The following is an 18,654-nucleotide window of genomic DNA, read 5'->3' on the forward strand; positions in this document are numbered from 1 at the left end:
GCAGGACGGAGGACCGATGGACGGTACCATAGTTTATGACGCGCTCGTGATAGGCGCCGGGGTGAGCGGGTGCTCCATAGCCCGCGAGCTCAGCCGCCTGGACGGACGCTTCCTTGTGCTGGAGGCGGAGGACGACGTGTGCGCCGGCACGTCGAAGGCGAACTCCGCCATCGTGCACGCTGGCTTCGACGCCAAGACCGGCACGCTCATGGCGAGGCTCAACGTGGAGGGAAACGCGCTCTTTCCGCAGCTTGCGCGCGAGCTGGGCTTTGCGTTCGACCGCATTGGCTCGCTCGTGGTCTGCACGGACGAGAAGGACATGCCCGCGCTCGAGGCACTTCTGGAGCGCGGCCGCGCAAACGGCGTGCCGGAGCTTCGCATCGTGGGGCGCGAGGAGCTCGTGCGCATGGAGCCGAACATCGCGGACGGTGCCGTCGCGGCGCTGTGGGCGCCCACGGCCGGCATCTGCGACCCGTTTGCGCTCACGGCCGCGCTGGCGGAGAGCGCCGCCACAAACGGCGTGAGCTTCCGATTTGACGCGCGGGTCACGGCGGTGGAGCCCGTGACGCTGGAAGGCGGCGCGCCTGGCTGGAAGGTGACGGCCGGCGGCGACGCGTTCTTCTCGCGCGTGGTCATAAATGCGGCCGGCGTGTACGCGGACCAGATCCACAACATGGTGAGCGCAGACACGCTCACGATAGTGCCGCGCCGCGGCGAGTACGAGCTGCTGGACACCACGGCCGGCGGCCACGTGCGCCACACCGTGTTCATGCTGCCCACCAAGATGGGCAAGGGCGTACTCGTGACGCCCACGGTCCACGGCAACCTGCTGGTGGGACCCACCGCTGACGACATCGACGACAAGCGCGGCACCCAGACCACGCCGGCCGGCCTTGAGGCCGTGCGCCGCAAGAGCGCCCTCACGGTGAGGGACATCCCGTTCCGCGAGACCATCACGTCGTTTTCGGGCCTTCGCGCGCACCAGCCGGGCCACGAGTTCATCATAGGGCCCGTCGCGGGCGCGCCGGGATTCCTGGACTGCGCCGGCATCGAGAGCCCGGGCCTCACGGCGAGCCCCGCGATCGGCCGCATGGTGGCCGCGCAGGCAAACGACATACTGGGCCTGCCGCGCAACCAGAGCTTCGAGCCGCGGCGCCGCCCCATCCCAGACCTCAAGCGCATAGGCCAGGGCGAGTGGGAGCGCCTGATAGAGAGCGACCCGGCGTACGGCACCATCGTGTGCCGCTGCTGTCGCGTGAGCGAGGCCCAGATCCGCGATGCGTGCCGCCGCGTGCCGGGGGCGCGCTCGCTGGACGGCGTGAAGCACCGCACCGGCGCGTGCATGGGCCGCTGCCAGGCGGGCTTCTGCACGCCGCGCATCATGGAGATCCTTGCAGAGGAGGTCGATGGCCTTTCCATGGAGGACGTCACGAAGTGCGGTCCGGGCTCGCGCATGGTCGTGGGCCACGACAAGCAGGCGGAAGGGGGCGAGCGCCATGACTAGCATGGCCACAGGCGCACATGCCGGCGCCACTGCCGGCGCGGGAGAGAAGGGCGGTACCGCGGCCGCGGCCGTTCCGGAGCTCGAGCGCGACATCGTGATCGTGGGCGGGGGATCGGCTGGCCTTGCCGCCGCCATCGCCGCGCATGACGCCGGCGTCGCGTCCGTGCTGGTGCTGGAGCGCGAGCCTCAGCTGGGCGGCATCCTCAACCAGTGCATCCACAACGGCTTTGGCCTCCACACGTTCAAGGAGGAGCTCACGGGCCCGGAGTACGCGGCCCGCTACGTGGCGAAGGCGCGCGAGCGCAACATCGAGCACATGCTCAGGACCACGGTGCTCGACGTGTCGCCCGGGCGCGTGGTGACGGCCGTCAACGCGGAGCGAGGCATCTTCCGCGTGCGTGCCGGCGCCGTGGTGCTTGCCATGGGCTGCCGCGAGCGCCCGCGCGGCGCGCTTAACATCTGCGGCACGCGCCCGGCCGGCGTGTACACGGCCGGCACCGCGCAGCGCCTGGTAAACATCGACGGCCTGCTGCCGGGGCGCGAGGTCGTGATCCTGGGCTCCGGCGACATCGGCCTCATCATGGCGCGCAGGCTCACGTTGGAGGGCGCGCATGTGGCGTGCGTCGCGGAGCTCATGCCGTACTCCGGCGGCCTCAAGCGCAACATCGTGCAGTGCCTGGACGACTTTGGCATACCGCTCAAGCTCTCGCACACCGTGGTGAACGTGGAGGGCGAGCGCCGCGTGGAGGCCGTCACCATCGCGCGGGTGGATGATCACCTGCGGCCCATACCCGGCACGGAGGTGCGCTACCCGTGCGACACGCTGCTGCTTTCCGTGGGGCTTCTGCCAGAAAACGAGCTCAGCCGCCAGGCCGGCGTGCGCATAAACCCCGTCACGCGCGGCGCGTTCGTGAACGACCAGCTCATGACCAGCGTCCCGGGCGTGTTTGCGTGCGGCAACGTGCTGCACGTGCACGACCTGGTGGATTACGTGAGCGAGGAGAGCGCCCACGCCGGCGCGTGCGCCGCGCGCTACATGCAAGGGGCGGCCGGCCTTGCCGCGGGCGAGAAGGACCTCCCCGGCGCCGCGACGGAGCTCGCCATCGAGGCCACGGGCGGCGTGCGCTACACCGTGCCCTCGTTCGTCTCGCCCGGACGCATGGACGATTCGCTGAGGCTGCGCTTTCGTGTGGGGGCGGTCTACCAAAACCGCTACGTGTCCGTCTACGTGGGCGACCGCCGCGTGACGCATCGCCGCAAGCCCGTGATGGCGCCGGGCGAGATGCAGGAGGTCACGCTGAGGCGGGCCGACCTTGCGGACGCCCGCCCCGGGGATGTCGTCCGCGTTCTTCTGGAGGATGAGTAGCATGTCGCAGGAAGAGAAGAGCGTCACGCTCACGTGCATACGCTGCCCCAAGGGCTGCCAGGTGACGGTGACGCTGGCGGGCGGCGAGGTCGCGGCCGTCACGGGCAACGGCTGCCCGCGTGGCGACGCGTACGCACGCAAGGAGGTGACGGACCCCACGCGCGTGGTGACGACGGTGGTGCCCGTGAGGGGGTCTGACGTTGCGCGCATGGTATCGGTCAAGACCGCGGGCGACGTGCCGAAGGCGAAGGTGCTGGACGTTGTGCGCGCGCTTTCCGACGTGAGCATGGCGGCGCCGGTGCACATTGGCGACGTGGTGCTTGCAGACGTCTGCGGCACGGGCGTGGACGTGATCGCCACGAAGGACGTGTAGCGGCGGCCGTGCCTCTACGCATCGCGCCCTGCGGCCCCACGTCACGCGGCCCTAAAAAAGATCCTACAGCGCTTCCCAGCGGCAGCGTCGCATGTCGACCCTGCCGCTGGGCGTAAACGCAACGCCCTCGTCTTCCAGCATGGCGCGCTGGGTGCCCTCTCCGCCAAACGCGAACCCCGGAGCCAGGGACCCGTCCGCAAACACCACGCGGTGGCACGGCACGCCGCCGGCAACGCCGGGGCTCGCGTGCATGGCAAACCCTACGTAGCGGGCCTTGCGTGGCTCTCCCATCATCGCGGCCACCTGCCCGTACGTCGCCACGCGCCCGCGCGGGATCTGTCGCACCACAGCGTATGCGCGTTCGAAAAAGCCCTCGTCCATGTTGCTCCCATCTGCTATGTTTGCTACGTACCATATCCCACGGCCCGTGCCGTGCCAACCAAAAGGACAGCATGACGGAAAGCGACCTAAGCCAACTCGTGAGCCAGACCACGGCGCCGCAAGAGACGCGCCCCCTGAGATCGCAGGAGCGCTCACGCACGCGCGCGACGCACACCGTGGTCCACGGCGACATGAACGGTGAGAACCGCCTGTTTGGCGGACGCCTCATGGAGTGGATAGACGAGGCCGCGGGCATAGCCGCGCGCAGGCACTGCGGCGGGTCCGTCACCACGGCGTGCGTGGACAGCCTCGTGTTCAAGAATCCCGCCTACCTCAACGAGATAGTGGTCATCGACGCGTACGTCACGTATGTGGGCAAGACGTCGCTCGAGGTTCGCGTGGACTCCTACGTGGAGGACGTCGCGACGGGGGAGCGCAAGCAGATCAACGTGGCGTACCTCACGGAGGTCTGCGTGGGGGAGGACGAGCGACCCCGGCGCATACCGTTTGGCCTGAAGCTCGAAACTGACGAACAGCGAAACGAGTGGCACATGGCCCAGATTCGCAAGATGATCCGCCGCGAGCGCCAGGAGCAGGGCATCTAGGCTGGCGTTTGGGCGGCGGCGAATGAATTTCGAAAATAGTCGCAATTTGCGCTTGCCCCGTCCTTCTCGTCCTGCTATATTATTCAACCGCAGGCGGGCGCGAGCCCAAGTGCAACAAACGGGTGGTGGCGCAGCTTGGTAGCGCACTTGACTGGGGGTCAAGGGGTCGCTGGTTCGAATCCAGTCCACCCGACCACGAAACCGCAGGTCAGAGGCTTAAGCCTCTGACCTTTTTCTTTAGGTGTCCTATTTTGTGTCCTATTTGTGTCCTGTAAAACGTGCAACTGGGTTCTTCTGATGTCCCGAAATGTCCTATTTTGCAATAGGGGGAAACTCCTCGGCGAACGGTTGCGATACGCGTCTTCGTGCAGTATCGCCACATCAGGAATGCGTCAGTTTGCGCGCCTCTATGGGGCTCCCAAGCCGGCCTGCGCGCATGAGGTCAGGCCGCCGTTCGACCTCTCGCCTTCGCATAGTGGCTCGCCTGTCGACAAGTGCCCGAGACTCTGCACGCAGCATACGAACCATCGGCCTGCCTTGTGTATCCTCGGCTTGGGCGCTTGTGAAGGAACCGTGGCGTCCTGGGGGAATTCCCGGCCATTGCGGACGACGCGGACAGCGGGGGACAGGCCGGCAGACGCGGCCAGAGGCACCGACACCAGCGGATAGCATGCGAATCGTCAGGTAACCCAAGGGCGTCACGCTCCATCCGAGGATGGGAGGTGACACCAGATGAGGGAAGGCGACACGCATGCAGGAAGAGCAGACACCAGACCTCTCCCGGATGAACCGGCCGCTCAGCACGCAGGAGGTCTCGCGGTACCTCGGGCTCTGCGAGCGCCAGGTCCTGCGCATGGTCCATAACGGGCAGATCCCAGCAAAGAAGTTCGGCCACAACTGGTACTACTCGCCAAGGAAGATCGCCCAGCTGGTCGGGATGCTGGACCAATGACGCCGCCCATGGGAGTGGCGTCATGCGTTTTCCGCGAAGGCTGCCGTTGCAGAAGCTTGCAGAAGGCTGTCCCGTGGCCTGCCGACGGGGGATGCTCCATCCCGCCGTATCCTCGCTGTCGAGGGGCAAGGGGGTCCAGATGAGTCATCGGGAAATCAGAAGCAGCTTGGACATGATATCGGCGGACGAGGCCGCGAGGATCCTCAGGGTCTCCCCGAGGACGGTAAGGCGGCTCTGCATGGACCGGAAGATCCCCGCCGTCAAGGTGGGCAGCCAGTGGCGCATCGACAGGACGGAGCTCATGAGGACGCTAGCCAGGGACAGCAGGATGTCCTGCTGGCTCGGAATGGATGGCAAATAGGCTCGGATCCCGTCTGCGGTCGGTCTCGCGCGGCGTCTCGAATGGAGCTGATCAGAGATGAGACAGACCACAAAAGCAGAGAGAATCAACGGCAGCCGCAGCACCATCCTCATCAAGGAGTACTACTCCGTCGAGGAGGTCTCCCGCCTCCTGCACATCAGCGAGAGGACGGTGAGGGAGCTCGCGCACCGCGAGGAGGACCCGCTCCCGTTCCGGCTCCTCTTCGGGCAGCAGAGGAACTCCTTCATACACCGCGAGGACCTCATGGACTGGCTCGAGTCGAACTCGCAGCTCGTCCGCGACGCCGCGAAGAAGCAGATGGGCCAGGCGTGATGCAAAGTCACTCGGCCGGCGAGTTCGCCACGGTGTACCGCTTCATGACAGAGGGGCTGGGGCTCCGGGGATCAGACCTCCTCGTCTACGCGAGGGTCTTCAGCTTCTGCCAGGAGGAGGGCGGAACCTACTTCGAGTCGGCCGAGAGCTGCGCCGCGTTCCTGAACATGTCGGAGAGACAGGTCAGAAGGTCCCTCGGGAACCTCGTCTCGAGGGACCTCATAGCAGAGACCGCCGATGCCGAGACGTGCCCGAGGGGTAGGGCCTTCGTCCTCCGCAGGGGGGCCGTCAGCGCGGCGATAACGCGCGTGGAGGGCGGCGAGACCACGGACAAATTGTCCGCGGGCAAGTCGGGAAGCGGACATATTGTCCGCGGCTCCGGACATCCTGGCCACGGCCGCGGACAGATTGTCCGCCCCTATATAGATAGAAGAGAAGAGTAGAACGAATCTCATATGAGAGACCGGAGAGGAGACGGGCGCAGTGGGCTCGATTGGCAGGATCGGCGCGGACGCGGAATGCGATGGGCGGCAGCCATGTCGCCAGACGCTCGTGACGCCCGAGGAGGCGATTGCGCGGGGGCTGGTCCGCGAGGTCCCGCCTCCCGCGAGGTGCGCGTACTGCGGGAGGCCGCTCAGGCCGCTCGGAGTCCCCGTCTTCGGGAGCGTCGCCTGGGTGTCGCACGAGCCATGCGAATGCGAAGGGGCCGAGCGCGAGAGGAGGGAGGAGGAGAGGAGGGCCCTGGACGAGATGGCCGCGGAGAGGGAGCGCAGGCTCGAGAGGTCGGGGATCCCGCTCAGGTTCCGAAAGGCGACCCCAACAGAGGCCCGGTGCGCCGCTTATGCGGATGCCCTTCCCGGGTCGGGGCCCAACGGGCTCTTCATCCACGGACCGGTCGGCACGGGGAAGACCCACAACGCGGCGGCGGTCGCCATAGCGGCCACGGACCGGGGGCTAAGGACCGTCTTCACCTCGGCAATCGCCATATTCTCGAGCATCAGGGAGACCTTCGACGGGGGAGGCTCGAGCAAGAGGGCCCTCGAGAGGTACTCGTCGTGCGAGATGCTGGTCCTGGACGACCTGGGCAAGGAGTCCAGCTCGAGGTGGTCCCTCATGACGCTGTTCGCCATCGTCAACGCCAGGTACGAGGGCATGAGGCCGACGGTCGTCACGTCGCAGTACACGCTGTCGCAGCTGAGGTCGAGGCTCGCGTCGACCGGCGAGGCGGAGACGGCCACCGCCATAGCCTCGCGAATCGCCGCGACGTGCGCCGACGTGGAGCTCACGGGACCTGACCTGAGGAGAGGCGCCTTTGGACCCCGAGGGACGCAACCTAAACAGAGGACATATTCTGTCGCAAGTCGATCAATACTCGAAAACTTCAAGTAGGGCATTTTGTCGTTATGTCTTCTCGCTCTTCAGTGAACCACAGGGGAGTGAATGTAGCATTCGGATCGTCACTGCTTCAGAAAAAGGCGGCTTTACCTCGTCGCATAAGATGACGCGGTGAAGCCGCTTACTACATCGTTTATGTGAGCAGCCAGTCTCAGAGGAATACGCTGCAGGATTTTTTGATCCTCCCTCAACTTGTGAGGATAAGCTGCCCTATCGCAGAAAAGTCTCGAACTTATTCGCAGACGTGCGCATCTCACTGATCGTGTTGCTATTGGAGCACATCAGCTCGATATGCAGGCCCGAATCCGAGGTCACACGCACGCTTCCGTACTCGCAAATAGGGACCTGCCTGTTGTTCTTGAATCGCTTGTCGGGCGTCCCATTCTTGTTTACCTTGAGCCACGTCTGCCCTATCACCTTCGCGTCCTTGGGGACAGGGTCCGTCTCAACGAAGCGTGACGTTCCGAACTCCATGTCGATGTCCTCGTAGCTGATAGCGCCAACGTTCGTTCTCGCTACGACGAGGACCTTGTCGGGCAGGAAGTAGACGCGCTGCTTGCGAAGCCTCAGGCCGAACGGCTGGACGTTGGACTCCACGAAGAACGGAAGCTTGCTGATCGCGTGGGCAGGTATCCTCTTGACCCCTCGCGTCGCGCCACCGCTCACCTTCCTGTCCAGGCTGGCCTCGGAGACCGTCTGCCAGAACTTATTATTCTTGTTCAGGCTCATCCAAATTGCGGAGAGGTCGTCGTAGGCTGCCTGCGCTTCGTCGTCGAACGAGTACTCCATCGGGACTTTCATCTTCGAGTGGACGACAATCTTGAGAACGATGCCGGCGATTGCCGTGAAGATGAAGGGCGGGAGGACTGCGAGGATGACGGTCGCCATCAGCCAAGTGCTGAGGTAATCGAGCCTCTGGGCCTTCCTCATCTGGTCCAGTAGCTCCTCGTACTCCGCCGGCTGGTAGTCACCTGCGTTCACGCTCTCCGTGCTCACGGCGTTCGAAACCCCAGCCTGCTGCAAATGGCTTGCGCCACGGGCGTGGCTCGACGAGCCCGAGCGCCCCTTTCTCTTCCCGCTCTCGCTGACGTACGAGAGCCCGGTGCCCGGAATCGAGTACGTCCGTCGCGAAGAGCCCCTTGCGGTCTTCGTGTAGCGGTATCCCTTCGTGCCCCAGCTGTACCCGATGCCACTCTTGCTGATGTTGACGCGGAATCCCCCACCCAAATTGATGCTCTTCCGAAAACGCACGCCCAAGGTAAGCCCTCCTCAATCGCTGAATACTTCCTAAGCTAGGTTATATGTCCAACCAAGACCTTATCATGCCGCATAAACTTAGATGACATTGTTACTGTTGGGCTAGGCGTAGCGGGCAATGCCCTTTGAGTAATATCGATTTTTCCCGGCTAGGACTTGCGGTACGTAAGAGAGTGCAACCTCCTGAGAACATATCTACATCCATTCCATGAGACGCCCTGGGGAGCGCTCGGTACTTTTCATCAAAGTTCCGAGAGCGAATCTGCATCGAGGATTACGGGGCGGGTAACCAAAAACTAATGGTTAATGCTACCAATTCCTCGCGATATTGACTCGAAATGGACTGGGTGCGCGTGGACAACGCGGCCCATACGGACATCCGCCTCGCATTGAATCGTAGGCGGCGGGCCGCAACCGGCACCCAGCTAACGACGAGAGAGACAGGCCGCGCAAGCCGGCCCGTCCACGAGCCGCCCGCCATGGAGGACACATGGCAGACGACTTCGGCGACGACGCCGGCCAGCAGATATTCGACTGGGCGCTGCGACTCGGCCTGGAGGGGTACCGCCGCGGCGGAGGCCCCGCGGGGCAGCGCGCCGTCGAGGAGGCGATAGGGCGCCTCGAGGCCGCGCTGGAGAACGCCAGAGACGCCGTCGGCGCTTCTACGGATTCCCCGGCCGAGGCGCGACAGGAGGTCCGGACAGACGCGAGGTTCGCCCGCCTCGACATGTCGGAGTTCGCCGAGCTCGAGGACGGGCAGAGGGTAATCTCCGCGGTGGACGCGAAGCTCACGGCAAACGACATATGGCACGGGATGACGGAGGACGGCGGCACGCCCTGGCTCGTCTTCAAGACGGCCGACGCGCCGGCGGTCGCGTCGACCTTCGACCAGCTCGTATCGGACACGAGGGAAGCCGCGAGCAGGGCCGCGGAGCGGATCCGCCAGGAGCAGGAGCGGGAAGGCGGGTCCCGCGGCGCCGACCGCGACCGGGAGCCCCTCAAGGAGAGGGCGGAGCGTGCGAGGAGGGCCTCCGAGGCCCAGTCGCATGACACGGAACGCGACCGTGCGCCGGAGCAGGACCGCGTGGAGACGAGGTCGAAGTGAGGGCGCGAGGAACGGGCGCCGCAACCGCGGCCGGGCTCTCCGCCGCCGCGTTCGCAATCGGCGACATCGCCGCCGCTGCACTGCCAGCCGGCGCGCCCGCCGACCCGGAATCCACGGTTCGTAGAGTCCTTTCAGGAATCATCGCGGGGACCGCCTCGCCGAGCGCGGAGCCGATCCCGCTCGCCGTCGGGCTAGCCTGCGCCGCGGGAGTCTGGCTCGCCTGGGCGAGGAGGCTCTCTCTCGCCGGGGAGCACAGGAGCGGCGAGGAGCACGGCAGCGCTAGGTGGGCGAGCCCGAGGGAAGCCGGGGCGTTCGCCGACCGTGGGGACCCAAGGAACAACATCATCCTCACGCAGCACGTTTCCCTCGCCATGTCCAGGGCAGACCACAACCCCAGGCTCGAGCGCAACAGGAATGTCCTCGTGATCGGAGGGTCCGGCTCCGGCAAGACCCGCTCCTACGTGATCCCCAACGTCCTACAGATGAACGCGAGCCTCCTGGTGACCGACCCCAAGGGCACGCTCGAGGCCGAGCTGGGGCCGGCCCTGCGCTCCGCCGGCTACGAGGTCGCCAGGATCGACACCGTGGACTTCGGCCGCTCGGCGCGCTACAACCCGCTCGCCTACGTGCGCACGCAGCAGGACGTGCTCGAGGTCGTCGACTGCATCATCGCCAACACCACGAGGGAGGGCTCCTCCTCGGCGGACCCGTTCTGGGAGAACGCAGAGAGGCTCCTCTACAGCGCGCTCGTGGCATACCTCGTCTGGCACTGCCCGGAGGCCGACAGGAACCTCCCGGGCCTCATGACGCTCCTCTCGCTGGCGTCGGCGAGCGAGGGGGACGAGAGCTACAGGAGCCCACTCGACGTGCTCTTCGACGAGCTCGAGACGGGAAAGAGGTGCGTCGTCGGCGATTGCCCCCGCGACGTGGGCGCGCGCTCCTTCTCGGGCGGGAGCCGAGTTACGTGGGTCAGGGTCGCGGAGCCGCTCGCGCCGGAGGAGGACTTCGCGCTCGGCCGCTACCGCGCCTTCAGGGTCGCCGCGGGCAGGACCCTCAAGTCGATAATCATCAGCTGCAACGCGAGGCTCGCCCCGCTCGGCGGCGAGGAGATCCGACGCGTCCTCTCGGGCGACGACCTCGGGATCGACCTCATGGGCGAGCCGGGCCGCAGGGTCGCGGTCTTCGCCACCACGTCGGATACGAACGGGACCTTCTCGTTCCTCCTGGCGCTCCTCGTCTGGCAGGCGACGAACCTGCTCTGCGAGCGGGCCCTGAGGGTGCACGGCGGGTCGCTGCCGACTCCCGTGCACCTCGTCCTGGACGAGTTCGCGAACATCGGGAGGCTACCGGACTTCGAGCGCACCATCGCCGTCGTCCGCTCGAGGAACATCGGGGTCTCGGTCATCCTCCAGTCGCTCTCGCAGCTCAAGGCCCGATACGGGGAGTCGGCGCAGACGATCGTGGACTGCTGCGACACGACGCTCTTCCTGGGCGGCAACTCCAACGAGACGAACAGGGGGATCTCGGAGAAGGTCGGCAAGCAGACCGTCTCGGTCATCGGTGCCAGCGAGAGCAGGGGCGCGACCAGCAGCTCCACCCAGAGCAGGCAGGCCGCGGAGCGCGACCTGATACAGCCCTCGGAGCTCGCGAGGCTCGACCGGAGGAAGGCGGTCGTCCTCATCGCCGGCGCGAACCCGGTCCTGGACAGGAAGTATGACCCGAGGAGGCACCCGGCATGGCGCGGGGAGGTGGTCGCGATGAAATGAACGTCCGGCCCGGCGAGAGGGCGGCGGCGCCGGGCCGAGACCACGCCGCCACCATGGGTCCCTACGCTTCGGAGGACAAGTTGCTCAACCAAATCATCAAGCTCGTGTCGGGCTGCGTCTCGTTCCTCGGCGGGTTCCTCGTCGTTTGGGGCGCCGTGAGCCTGGGCCTCGCGATACGCGAGCAGCAGGGCGGCGCGCAGATCGCGAGCGCCATATCGACCATCGCGGGCGGGGCGATCATCATCGCCGCCTCGGTCTACTTCGGGATGCTAGACACGTCCTGGCTCCCGGCCTAGGGGTGCGGCGATGGCGTCGCTCTCTGTCGCGGTCCACAAGGACATAGGCGAGTACCAGGAGAAGGTCGTGGGCAAGCTCAGCCTGAGGACGCTGCTCTGCGTCACGGGCGGGCTCGCCACGTCGGTGGCGACGGCGTCCGCGCTCTACGCGGCTCTCGGCGTGGAGCCCGCCGACGCGAGCCTGCCGGTGATGTGCGCGTCCCTCCCGTTCTGGCTGCTGGGCTTCTGGCGTCCGCACGGGATGAGGGCTGAGGAGTTCGCCCCCATGCTCTGGGAGCACGCGACCTGGGACGGGGTGCTCGCGTACGGGACGTCGTTCATGCTCGCCGCGCCGCCGGAGCCGATCGCCCAGCGGACGACCAGGAGGCACAGGAGGAACGCGAGGAGGAAGGGGGCGGAGCTCCGTGAGCCGAGCAGGGAAGCAGAGGGATAGCGCGCGTGGCGCGGGACCCTGGGAGAGGCTCTCGCTGATGATATCGGGAGGGGGCTCCGCCGAGCGCGACCTCAGGGAGCACGACCGCGAGGCGAGCGAGAGGGCGGCCGCCCGAAGGAGGTCGCTGCGCGCGGCGCGCGACGTATACAACGCGGTCGGCTTCGACTCGCTGTGGGCCGACGGCATCTGCGAGGTCGACCCTGGGGTCTTCTCGCAGACCCTCGAGTTCTCCGACATCAGCTACCAGAGCGCCCGCAGGGAGGCGAAGGAGTCCGTCTTCTCGGCCTGGTGCCAGCTCTTCGACTCCATCGGCGAGGACGTCGCGCTCCAGCTCTCGGTCGTGAACACGCCCATCCCCGCCGAGGAGATCGGGCACCGCTCCTTCTTCGCGGAGAGGGGGAGGACCGCCGCGCTCGCCGAGGAGTACAACCGAATCCTCAACGACAAGATGCGCGAGGGCGTCTCGAACCTCGTTCGCTCGCGATACATCACGTTCTCCGTCGGGGCGAGGGACGCGGAGTCCGCCGTGCCCAGGCTCGCGCGCGTGCGCGGGGATGTGACCCAGTCCCTCCAGAGGATACGATGCGACGCCACTCCGCTCGACGGCCCGGGGCGCCTACGGGCCATCGCGGAGCTGCTGCGCCCCGGCAACCCTCCCGCCGCCGGGTGGGAGGCGCTCGGGGCCACCTCCGGGCTGCGCGCGAAGGACCTCGCTTGCCCCAACTGCATCGAGGCGAAGCCCGAAGGGTCCGCGTCGTGCCTCAGGATCGACGGGACGTGGTGCCAGACGCTCGCCTTCCGCTCGTTCGGCTCGGAGCTCTCGGACCGGTGCGTGGCCGAGATCGTCGACCTTCCCGTACCGCTCGCGGTGAGCCTGCACGTGAGGGGCATGGACAAGTCGCGCGCGATCGCCTTCGTGAAGAAGCGGCTCGCGTGGATGGACAAGGAGATCATCGACGAGCAGATGACCGCCGTGAAGCGCGGCTACGACTTCGACATCCTCCCCTCCGAGCTCAAGTACTCGAAGGCGGAGGCCGAGGACCTCCTCGACCACCTGCAGAACAAGAACCAGAGGCTCTTCCGCTACACGGGGCTCGTGTACACCTACGCGGACACCCGCGACGCGCTGCGCAACCAGGTCGAGCAGATCATGCGCACGGCGCGGTCGAACTCAATCGACGTGGGGACCCTCGACTACCGGCAGAGGGAGGGGCTCAACTCGGTGCTCCCCCTCGGGGCCAACCGCGTGGATGTAGGCAGGATGATGACCACCGCGGAGGTGGCGATCCAGATGCCCTTCGCGACGCAGGAGCTCAACCAGGAGGGCGGCGGCTACTACGGCCAGAACAAGGAGAGCTCGAACCTGGTGATCTGCAACAGGCGCAGCCTCGCGAGCCCCATGGGATTCGTCGCCGGCAAGCCTGGCAGCGGAAAGTCCTTCTCCACCAAGCGCGAGATCCTCAACACCATCCTCGCGTACCCCGACGACCAGGTGATCATCTTCGACCCCGCGGGGGAGTACTCCGCGGTGACGGAGCCGTGCGGCGGGACCACGATCAGGCTCGGTCCGGACTCCGACTCGCACCTCAACCCCTTCGACCTCACCGACGTGGCGGACCTCAGCCCGAGCGCCCAGCGGGCGTTCAAGATCGACGCCTTCCTCGCGCTCTCCGCGGCGACAATGTCCGAGGGGAGCCAGGGGCTCCCCGAGGCGGACAAGTCCATCATCGCCCGCTGCGTCGAGGCGTGCTACGAGAGCCGCTCCGTGGACGGCGGCACCCCCACGCTCGGCGACCTCTACGAGGAGCTGCTCGCGCAGGAGGAGCGCGAGGCGCGCGACATCGCGCTGCGCTACGAGCGCTACGCCGTGGGCGCGCAGTCCTTCTTCAACCACGAGTCGGACGTCGACCTCTCGAACCGGATCGTCGACGTAGACCTCAGGGACCTCACCTCGAACCTCCGGACCTTCGGGATGCTCACGGCGCTCGAGTCCGTGCGCAACCGCATGTACTCGAACTACGAGCGGGGAGTCACCACGTGGCTCTACATCGACGAGGTCCAGTCCCTCTTCGAGCACCCGGCTATCGTCTCGTACTTCTCGCGCTTCTGGGCGGAGGGGCGAAAGTTCGGTCTCGTGGCCACCGGCATAACGCAGAACTCGGTCTATATGCTGGAGCACGAGGAGGCCAGGAACATGGTGCTCAACTCGGACTTCATCCTCCTCCACAAGCAGTCGCCCGTGGACCGAAGGGCCTGGGTCGACCTCCTGGGCCTCTCCGAGCAGGAGTCGCGCTACATAGACGAGTCGATCAAGCCGGGCGAGGGGCTCCTCGTCGCCGGCGGCGCGCGCGTCCCCATCAAGGACGACTTCCCCAGGGGCGCGCTCTACGACCTCTTCAACACGAAGCCGAGCGAGCAGGCGCCGAGGCGGCGCCGCAGGAAGGCGACGGCGCGGAGGGGGGAGAGGTGAGCGCCCAGGAGGCCGGTGCGGCAAGCTCCGCGGCGCACGAGGCCCCGGACGCGTCCGCCGTCGCATTCGAGGGGCGCACGGACGCCGTGAGCGCGGGAATCGCGCACGACGAGGCGGACACGGCCCTGTCGGAGCTCAGGGGCCGCCGCGCGGCGGCGATGGGGCGCGCGGCCAGGGCGCGCAGGGCGACCGCAACGGCATCGCGCGACGCGTTCGGGGAGTCCGACGAGGAGCTCGGGACGGACGCGCTTTCCCGCCCCGCCGGCGCGGCGTCCCGCGCGACATCAAGGCGCCTGCGGCGCGCACGTGGAGGCGACGGCTCGCCGGGGACCGGCGGCGGAGTCCACGCGGGGCCCCGCCCCGCACCGGCGCAGGGAGTGCCGCCCGCACCGGAAGGCGTTCCGCCGGTGGCGACCCGCGAGGAGGCGGCGATCACGGCGACGGGAGCGACCGGAACCCCCGGGGACGCGCGGCCGCACAGGTCGGCCACCCCGGTGCGAGAGGCGCCCCGCCGACACGGCGCGCGGTCCAGGCTCGCAGCGCTCGACGGCAGGGAGGGCGCCGGACCCGGCATGGCGCGCCCGCGCAGGACCGGGCCCCCTCGGAGGGGCTGGAGGCGCGAGGCGGCGCCGCCTCTCGAGGAAATGCCGGGAACGACAAGGGCCGCGGAGACGGCGAGAGCCGCCGGCAAGGCGGCGTGCGCGGCAGGCGCGCCAGCGACGGTCCCGATAGCCGGCATCCTCGCCGGAGCCGTCGTCGCGGTGCTCGCCGCGGCGATGATCTCGCAGGCGGTCGGCTCGCTCTTCGGGTTCTGGGACAACGAGGCCTCGAGGCGCGCGTCGGTGGAGGGGCTCCCTCCCTACGTCACCTACTCGATGGTGCTCGCGGCCCTCGAGTGCCAGGACGAGTACGGTCACCCGGCGGGCTGCACGCTCGCCCAGGTCATCGTCGAGTCGGGCGTAGGAGACCACCTCTCTGGCCTCGCCACGAGGGACAACAACCTCTTCGGCATCAAGTGGGCACCGAGCTTCGCCTCCTGCCCCGAGGTCGCGGGAAAGGAGTCCTGGCAGACGCGGGAGGAGTACGGGGGCGCCTCGGTCACCGTCGTTGACGCATTCACGAGGTTCAGGTCCTACGAGGACTGCATACGCTTCCGCTCGCGCGTCCTGCTGCAGGCGGGAAGGTACTCGGGAAACGAGAAGATCCGCAGGGCCATCGAGGGCAGGGACTCGGACCTCATGGCCGAGGGCCTCAAGGACGCGGGCTACGCCACGTCGTCCTCCTACGTCGACTCGCTCAAGGCCGCGATGGACGCCTACGGCCTCAGGCGCTTCGACTCGATGAGCGCGGACGACCTCAGGCGGGCCGGGCCTGCTGGCGCCGCATCGGGCAAGGGGGCGACCATCGTCGCCGCGGCCCAGACCCAGCTCGGCACGCCCTACGTCTGGGGAGGGTCCACGCCCAACAAGGCGCTCGACTGCTCCGGGCTCACGCAGTGGTGCTACGCGCAGGCGGGAATCCGGATACCGCACCAGAGCGACGCGCAGCTGAGGGCGGGGACGATGGTGCCGCTCTCCCGGGCGGAGCCGGGCGACATCCTCTGGAGGCCCGGCCACGTCGCCATCTACATCGGCGGCAACTCCTACATACACGCGCCGCAGCCAGGGGACCACGTCCGCGTGGGTACCGGGATAAGCCGGTTCACGTGCGCGGTCAGAATCCAGTAGGGAGGAAGGGACATGGAGAAGAGGCGAAGGGCCGTCGCCGCGCTCGCCGCCGGGGCGGTCGCCGTCGCGCTGGGGGCGGGCGCAGCGCGCTGCGCTGCGTCACGAGCCGACAAGGCGGACCCGACGGACAATGGCTCGGAGACCGCCGCCTGGGTCGACGCCGCGGACGGACAGGGCTCCGACTCTGGCGCAAGCGCTGAGGAGGCGCGGCAGTCGTGCGCGGAGGAGCTCGAGTCGCGGGAGTGGATGGGCGCCGAGGACGCGTCGCTCAGGATGACGGCGTCCGGGGGCAGGCTCGTCGAGACCGACGGCACCGACACGCGCACGTCGTCCTACGAGGTCACCTCCGACGGCGACGGGGAGTGCGGCCTCAGGGTGACACGCGCCGACGGGACCGTTGTCCAGGCCACCGTGACCATCAGGGGCAGGGGCGACGGCGCGAGGCTCAGGTGCGAGCAGCTCCAGACCTCGTTCGACTGGGTTCCCGCCCCGCCTGGCGGCGAGGTCAGGGTCACGGGCGTGGACGAGGAGTACCTCGCGCTCGTCGGCGGGAGCGAGGACGCGCTCGACCTCGCCGTGTCCCTCTGGGTGTCCGAGCACGTCCCCGGGGCCACGGAGGCCGCGTTCGACGGCGAGGTGTACATCGACACGAAGGCAGACAGCGTGACGGCGACCTTCACCTGCGACGACCCGGGGAGGTCGATCGTCTCGGTCACGTGGGCCGACGGCGCCTTCTCGGTGACGGGATAGCCGTGGGGCGCCACGTGCCGAGCCGAGCGTGCCGCCTGGCCCTGGCGGCCGCGCTCGCCATCGGCATCGCCCTCCTCGTCCCGCGCCCCGCCTGGGCTTCCATCGGGGACGACATCAACTCCTGGATGTGCGGGGTCCTTCGCGACACCTGCAACTGGATCTTCGACGCCCAGGCCAGGGTGCTGGCATCCATAGGGGTCGACGGGGTCCTTTCGAAGCCCTTCGACAGGATGCTGGGCACGGCGGGCGAGGTGACCCTCTTCGACATCGCCCGCGGGGTGTGGAGGACGGCGATCCTGCCCATAGGCTGCGGGGTCCTCAGCATGGTCTTCACGGTCCAGCTGATACACCTCTCCCAGCGCATGGACGGAAACGCCTCGATGCCGGCAGTGCGGGAGGTCGTGTTCCTCCTCGTCTTCTTCGCCGTGTGCCTCTTCCTCGTGCAGAACTCCTTCGAGCTCATGCGCGCGGTCTACGAGGTGGCGCGGCTCGCGATCACGAGGACGACCTCGGCGTTCGGGTCCGGCGGCACGATGGACCTCGCAAAGGTCTCGATCGTCACCACAGAGGACAGCGTCCCCGCCCTCGTGGCGATGATCGTCGTCGCGCTCGTGAGCTGGATCGTGGTCATCGCTGCCTACGTGGTTGCGCTCGTGGTCTCGTGGGCCCGCGCCATACAGCTCTACCTCATGGCGGCCCTGAGCCCGATCCCGCTGTCGCTGCTGGGGCTCGAGGACACGCGCCAGGCCGGTGTCGCGTACCTCAGGAGCTTCGCCTCCGTGTGCCTCGCGGGGCTCATCATCACCGTCACCCTCATCGCCTTTCCGGTCGTGCTGGGAGGGCTCAACGCGGCGAGCGCCGGGGCCGGGGCAGCCGTGGACAGCGTTGTCGGGGGGCTCAGCTACGCGCTCCAGTACCTCGCGATGTGCGTGCTGCTGATCCTCTCGCTCACGAAGAGCGGCTCCTGGGCCAGGGACGTCCTGGGCGGGTAGCCGAGAGGCGCCAAGGGGCCGGGACCGTCCCGGCAAGCGAAGAGAAGGAGGAAGGAAATGGAAGGTCCGGAAGGCAAGCGAAGGGAGCGGGTCTGGCTCTCGTTCCACGAGAGGTACGTGCGGCGGACGGAGTACGCCGACCGCGAGACGGGTGAGGAGAGGGTCCTCTTCACCGTGACCCTTCCCAGGGGGACCGAGGTCGACGGCGTCGACCTCGGCGGGTGGCAGTTCCACCCGAGGTATGTGGAGCCCAACCACTCCAGGTACCACGACGAGCACTGGAGGGAGGTCCCGCTCCTCGCCGACAGACCGGTGAGGCTCAGCCGGGACGTACTCGACGCTGACGGCAACCCACTGCCGGACGGGGAGGGTCGCAACCAGAGGGAGTGCGCGGAGGTGGACCCGTCGAGGCTCGGAGAGGCTCTCGTCGAGTCGAGGCGCAGGTGGTACGAGCAGAACTGCCGCGGGCGCACAGAGGAGCGGGCCGACGGTGCCGGGGGACTCTCCGCACGGGCGCAGGGGGCGCGGGCCGCCTCCGAGGCGATCGGCACGCCATGCGACGCCACACCAAGGAGAAGATAGGGGAAG

At 67.6% G+C, this 18,654-nt stretch carries 20 protein-coding genes and 1 tRNA gene; 19 read left to right on the top strand and 2 right to left on the bottom strand.

Annotated elements, in window-relative coordinates:
* Positions 1–16: 16 nt before the first annotated feature.
* From HF885_RS06540 to HF885_RS06550, 3 genes are read left to right on the top strand one after another with little or no spacing between them, the layout of a single operon-like run.
* A complete protein-coding gene (locus tag HF885_RS06540) occupies positions 17–1,504 on the top strand; it encodes an NAD(P)/FAD-dependent oxidoreductase (RefSeq protein ID WP_170104147.1) in 1,488 nt (495 codons plus the stop codon).
* Positions 1,497–2,870 carry an NAD(P)/FAD-dependent oxidoreductase gene (locus tag HF885_RS06545; protein ID WP_328804349.1) on the top strand — a complete coding sequence of 458 codons (1,374 nt, stop codon included), beginning with the start codon at positions 1,497–1,499 and terminating at the stop codon, positions 2,868–2,870. Before HF885_RS06540 ends, HF885_RS06545 begins: the two co-directional genes overlap by 8 nt.
* A 1-nt stretch (position 2,871) precedes the next feature.
* A complete protein-coding gene (locus tag HF885_RS06550; RefSeq protein ID WP_206109825.1) occupies positions 2,872–3,243 on the top strand; it encodes a DUF1667 domain-containing protein in 372 nt (123 codons plus the stop codon).
* A gap of 63 nt (positions 3,244–3,306) precedes the next feature.
* On the opposite strand, the gene HF885_RS06555 is transcribed toward HF885_RS06550, so the two are convergent.
* On the bottom strand, positions 3,307–3,624 hold the full coding sequence (locus HF885_RS06555; protein ID WP_170104149.1) for an MGMT family protein: 318 nt from the start codon (positions 3,622–3,624) through the stop codon (positions 3,307–3,309).
* Positions 3,625–3,695: 71 nt separating this feature from the next.
* On the opposite strand from HF885_RS06555, the gene HF885_RS06560 reads away from it, so the two are divergent.
* The 7 genes from HF885_RS06560 (at position 3,696) to HF885_RS06590 (ending at position 7,264) form a co-directional block, all read left to right on the top strand.
* Entirely contained in the window at positions 3,696–4,229 is a 534-nt protein-coding gene (locus HF885_RS06560) for an acyl-CoA thioesterase (RefSeq protein WP_170104150.1), read from the top strand.
* 119 nt (positions 4,230–4,348) lie between these two features.
* A tRNA-Pro gene (locus HF885_RS06565) sits at positions 4,349–4,425 on the top strand.
* A gap of 555 nt (positions 4,426–4,980) precedes the next feature.
* Positions 4,981–5,181 carry a helix-turn-helix domain-containing protein gene (locus HF885_RS06570; RefSeq protein ID WP_090862052.1) on the top strand — a complete coding sequence of 67 codons (201 nt, stop codon included), beginning with the start codon at positions 4,981–4,983 and terminating at the stop codon, positions 5,179–5,181.
* 139 nt (positions 5,182–5,320) lie between these two features.
* On the top strand, positions 5,321–5,542 hold the full coding sequence (locus tag HF885_RS06575) for a helix-turn-helix domain-containing protein (protein WP_118100696.1): 222 nt from the start codon (positions 5,321–5,323) through the stop codon (positions 5,540–5,542).
* 57 nt (positions 5,543–5,599) lie between these two features.
* Positions 5,600–5,875: a helix-turn-helix domain-containing protein gene (locus HF885_RS06580; protein WP_090862048.1), complete on the top strand. Its 276-nt coding sequence runs from the start codon at positions 5,600–5,602 to the stop codon at positions 5,873–5,875.
* Positions 5,875–6,318, top strand: a complete 444-nt coding sequence (locus HF885_RS06585) for a helix-turn-helix domain-containing protein (RefSeq protein WP_118100694.1) — start codon at positions 5,875–5,877, stop codon at positions 6,316–6,318. Before HF885_RS06580 ends, HF885_RS06585 begins: the two co-directional genes overlap by 1 nt.
* 40 nt (positions 6,319–6,358) lie before the next feature.
* Positions 6,359–7,264 (top strand): ATP-binding protein, encoded by a 906-nt coding sequence (locus tag HF885_RS06590; protein ID WP_090862044.1) that lies wholly within the window; start codon positions 6,359–6,361, stop codon positions 7,262–7,264.
* A gap of 216 nt (positions 7,265–7,480) precedes the next feature.
* Here HF885_RS06590 and HF885_RS06595 read toward each other — a convergent pair whose 3' ends face one another.
* A complete protein-coding gene (locus HF885_RS06595; protein ID WP_233519132.1) occupies positions 7,481–8,521 on the bottom strand; it encodes a DUF4236 domain-containing protein in 1,041 nt (346 codons plus the stop codon).
* A 496-nt stretch (positions 8,522–9,017) separates the two neighbouring features.
* Here HF885_RS06595 and HF885_RS06600 point away from each other — a divergent pair, with 496 nt between their 5' ends.
* The 9 genes from HF885_RS06600 to HF885_RS06640 all read left to right on the top strand — a co-directional run bounded on the left by HF885_RS06600 (position 9,018) and on the right by HF885_RS06640 (position 18,648).
* On the top strand, positions 9,018–9,632 hold the full coding sequence (locus HF885_RS06600) for a hypothetical protein (RefSeq protein WP_170104151.1): 615 nt from the start codon (positions 9,018–9,020) through the stop codon (positions 9,630–9,632).
* Positions 9,629–11,398: a VirD4-like conjugal transfer protein, CD1115 family gene (locus HF885_RS06605; protein WP_170104152.1), complete on the top strand. Its 1,770-nt coding sequence runs from the start codon at positions 9,629–9,631 to the stop codon at positions 11,396–11,398. Before HF885_RS06600 ends, HF885_RS06605 begins: the two co-directional genes overlap by 4 nt.
* A gap of 80 nt (positions 11,399–11,478) precedes the next feature.
* On the top strand, positions 11,479–11,694 hold the full coding sequence (locus tag HF885_RS06610) for a hypothetical protein (protein ID WP_059055801.1): 216 nt from the start codon (positions 11,479–11,481) through the stop codon (positions 11,692–11,694).
* Positions 11,695–11,704: 10 nt separating this feature from the next.
* Entirely contained in the window at positions 11,705–12,127 is a 423-nt protein-coding gene (locus HF885_RS06615) for a PrgI family protein (protein ID WP_170104153.1), read from the top strand.
* Between the two features lie 37 nt (positions 12,128–12,164).
* Positions 12,165–14,597 carry a VirB4-like conjugal transfer ATPase, CD1110 family gene (locus HF885_RS06620; protein WP_170104154.1) on the top strand — a complete coding sequence of 811 codons (2,433 nt, stop codon included), beginning with the start codon at positions 12,165–12,167 and terminating at the stop codon, positions 14,595–14,597.
* On the top strand, positions 14,594–16,324 hold the full coding sequence (locus HF885_RS10645) for a glucosaminidase domain-containing protein (RefSeq protein ID WP_206109826.1): 1,731 nt from the start codon (positions 14,594–14,596) through the stop codon (positions 16,322–16,324). Before HF885_RS06620 ends, HF885_RS10645 begins: the two co-directional genes overlap by 4 nt.
* A 12-nt stretch (positions 16,325–16,336) precedes the next feature.
* The gene (locus HF885_RS06630; protein WP_170104155.1) at positions 16,337–17,074 is read left to right on the top strand and encodes a hypothetical protein; all 738 of its coding nucleotides are present in this window, start codon (positions 16,337–16,339) and stop codon (positions 17,072–17,074) included.
* 14 nt (positions 17,075–17,088) lie between these two features.
* Positions 17,089–18,066: a conjugal transfer protein TrbL gene (locus HF885_RS06635; RefSeq protein WP_170104156.1), complete on the top strand. Its 978-nt coding sequence runs from the start codon at positions 17,089–17,091 to the stop codon at positions 18,064–18,066.
* A 57-nt stretch (positions 18,067–18,123) separates the two neighbouring features.
* Positions 18,124–18,648 (top strand): DNA gyrase, encoded by a 525-nt coding sequence (locus tag HF885_RS06640; protein ID WP_170104157.1) that lies wholly within the window; start codon positions 18,124–18,126, stop codon positions 18,646–18,648.
* Positions 18,649–18,654 lie beyond the last annotated feature (6 nt).

Origin of the sequence: Parafannyhessea umbonata (genome assembly GCF_012844235.1) — a bacterium.
In the GTDB taxonomy this organism is placed as follows: Bacteria; Actinomycetota; Coriobacteriia; order Coriobacteriales; family Atopobiaceae; genus Parafannyhessea.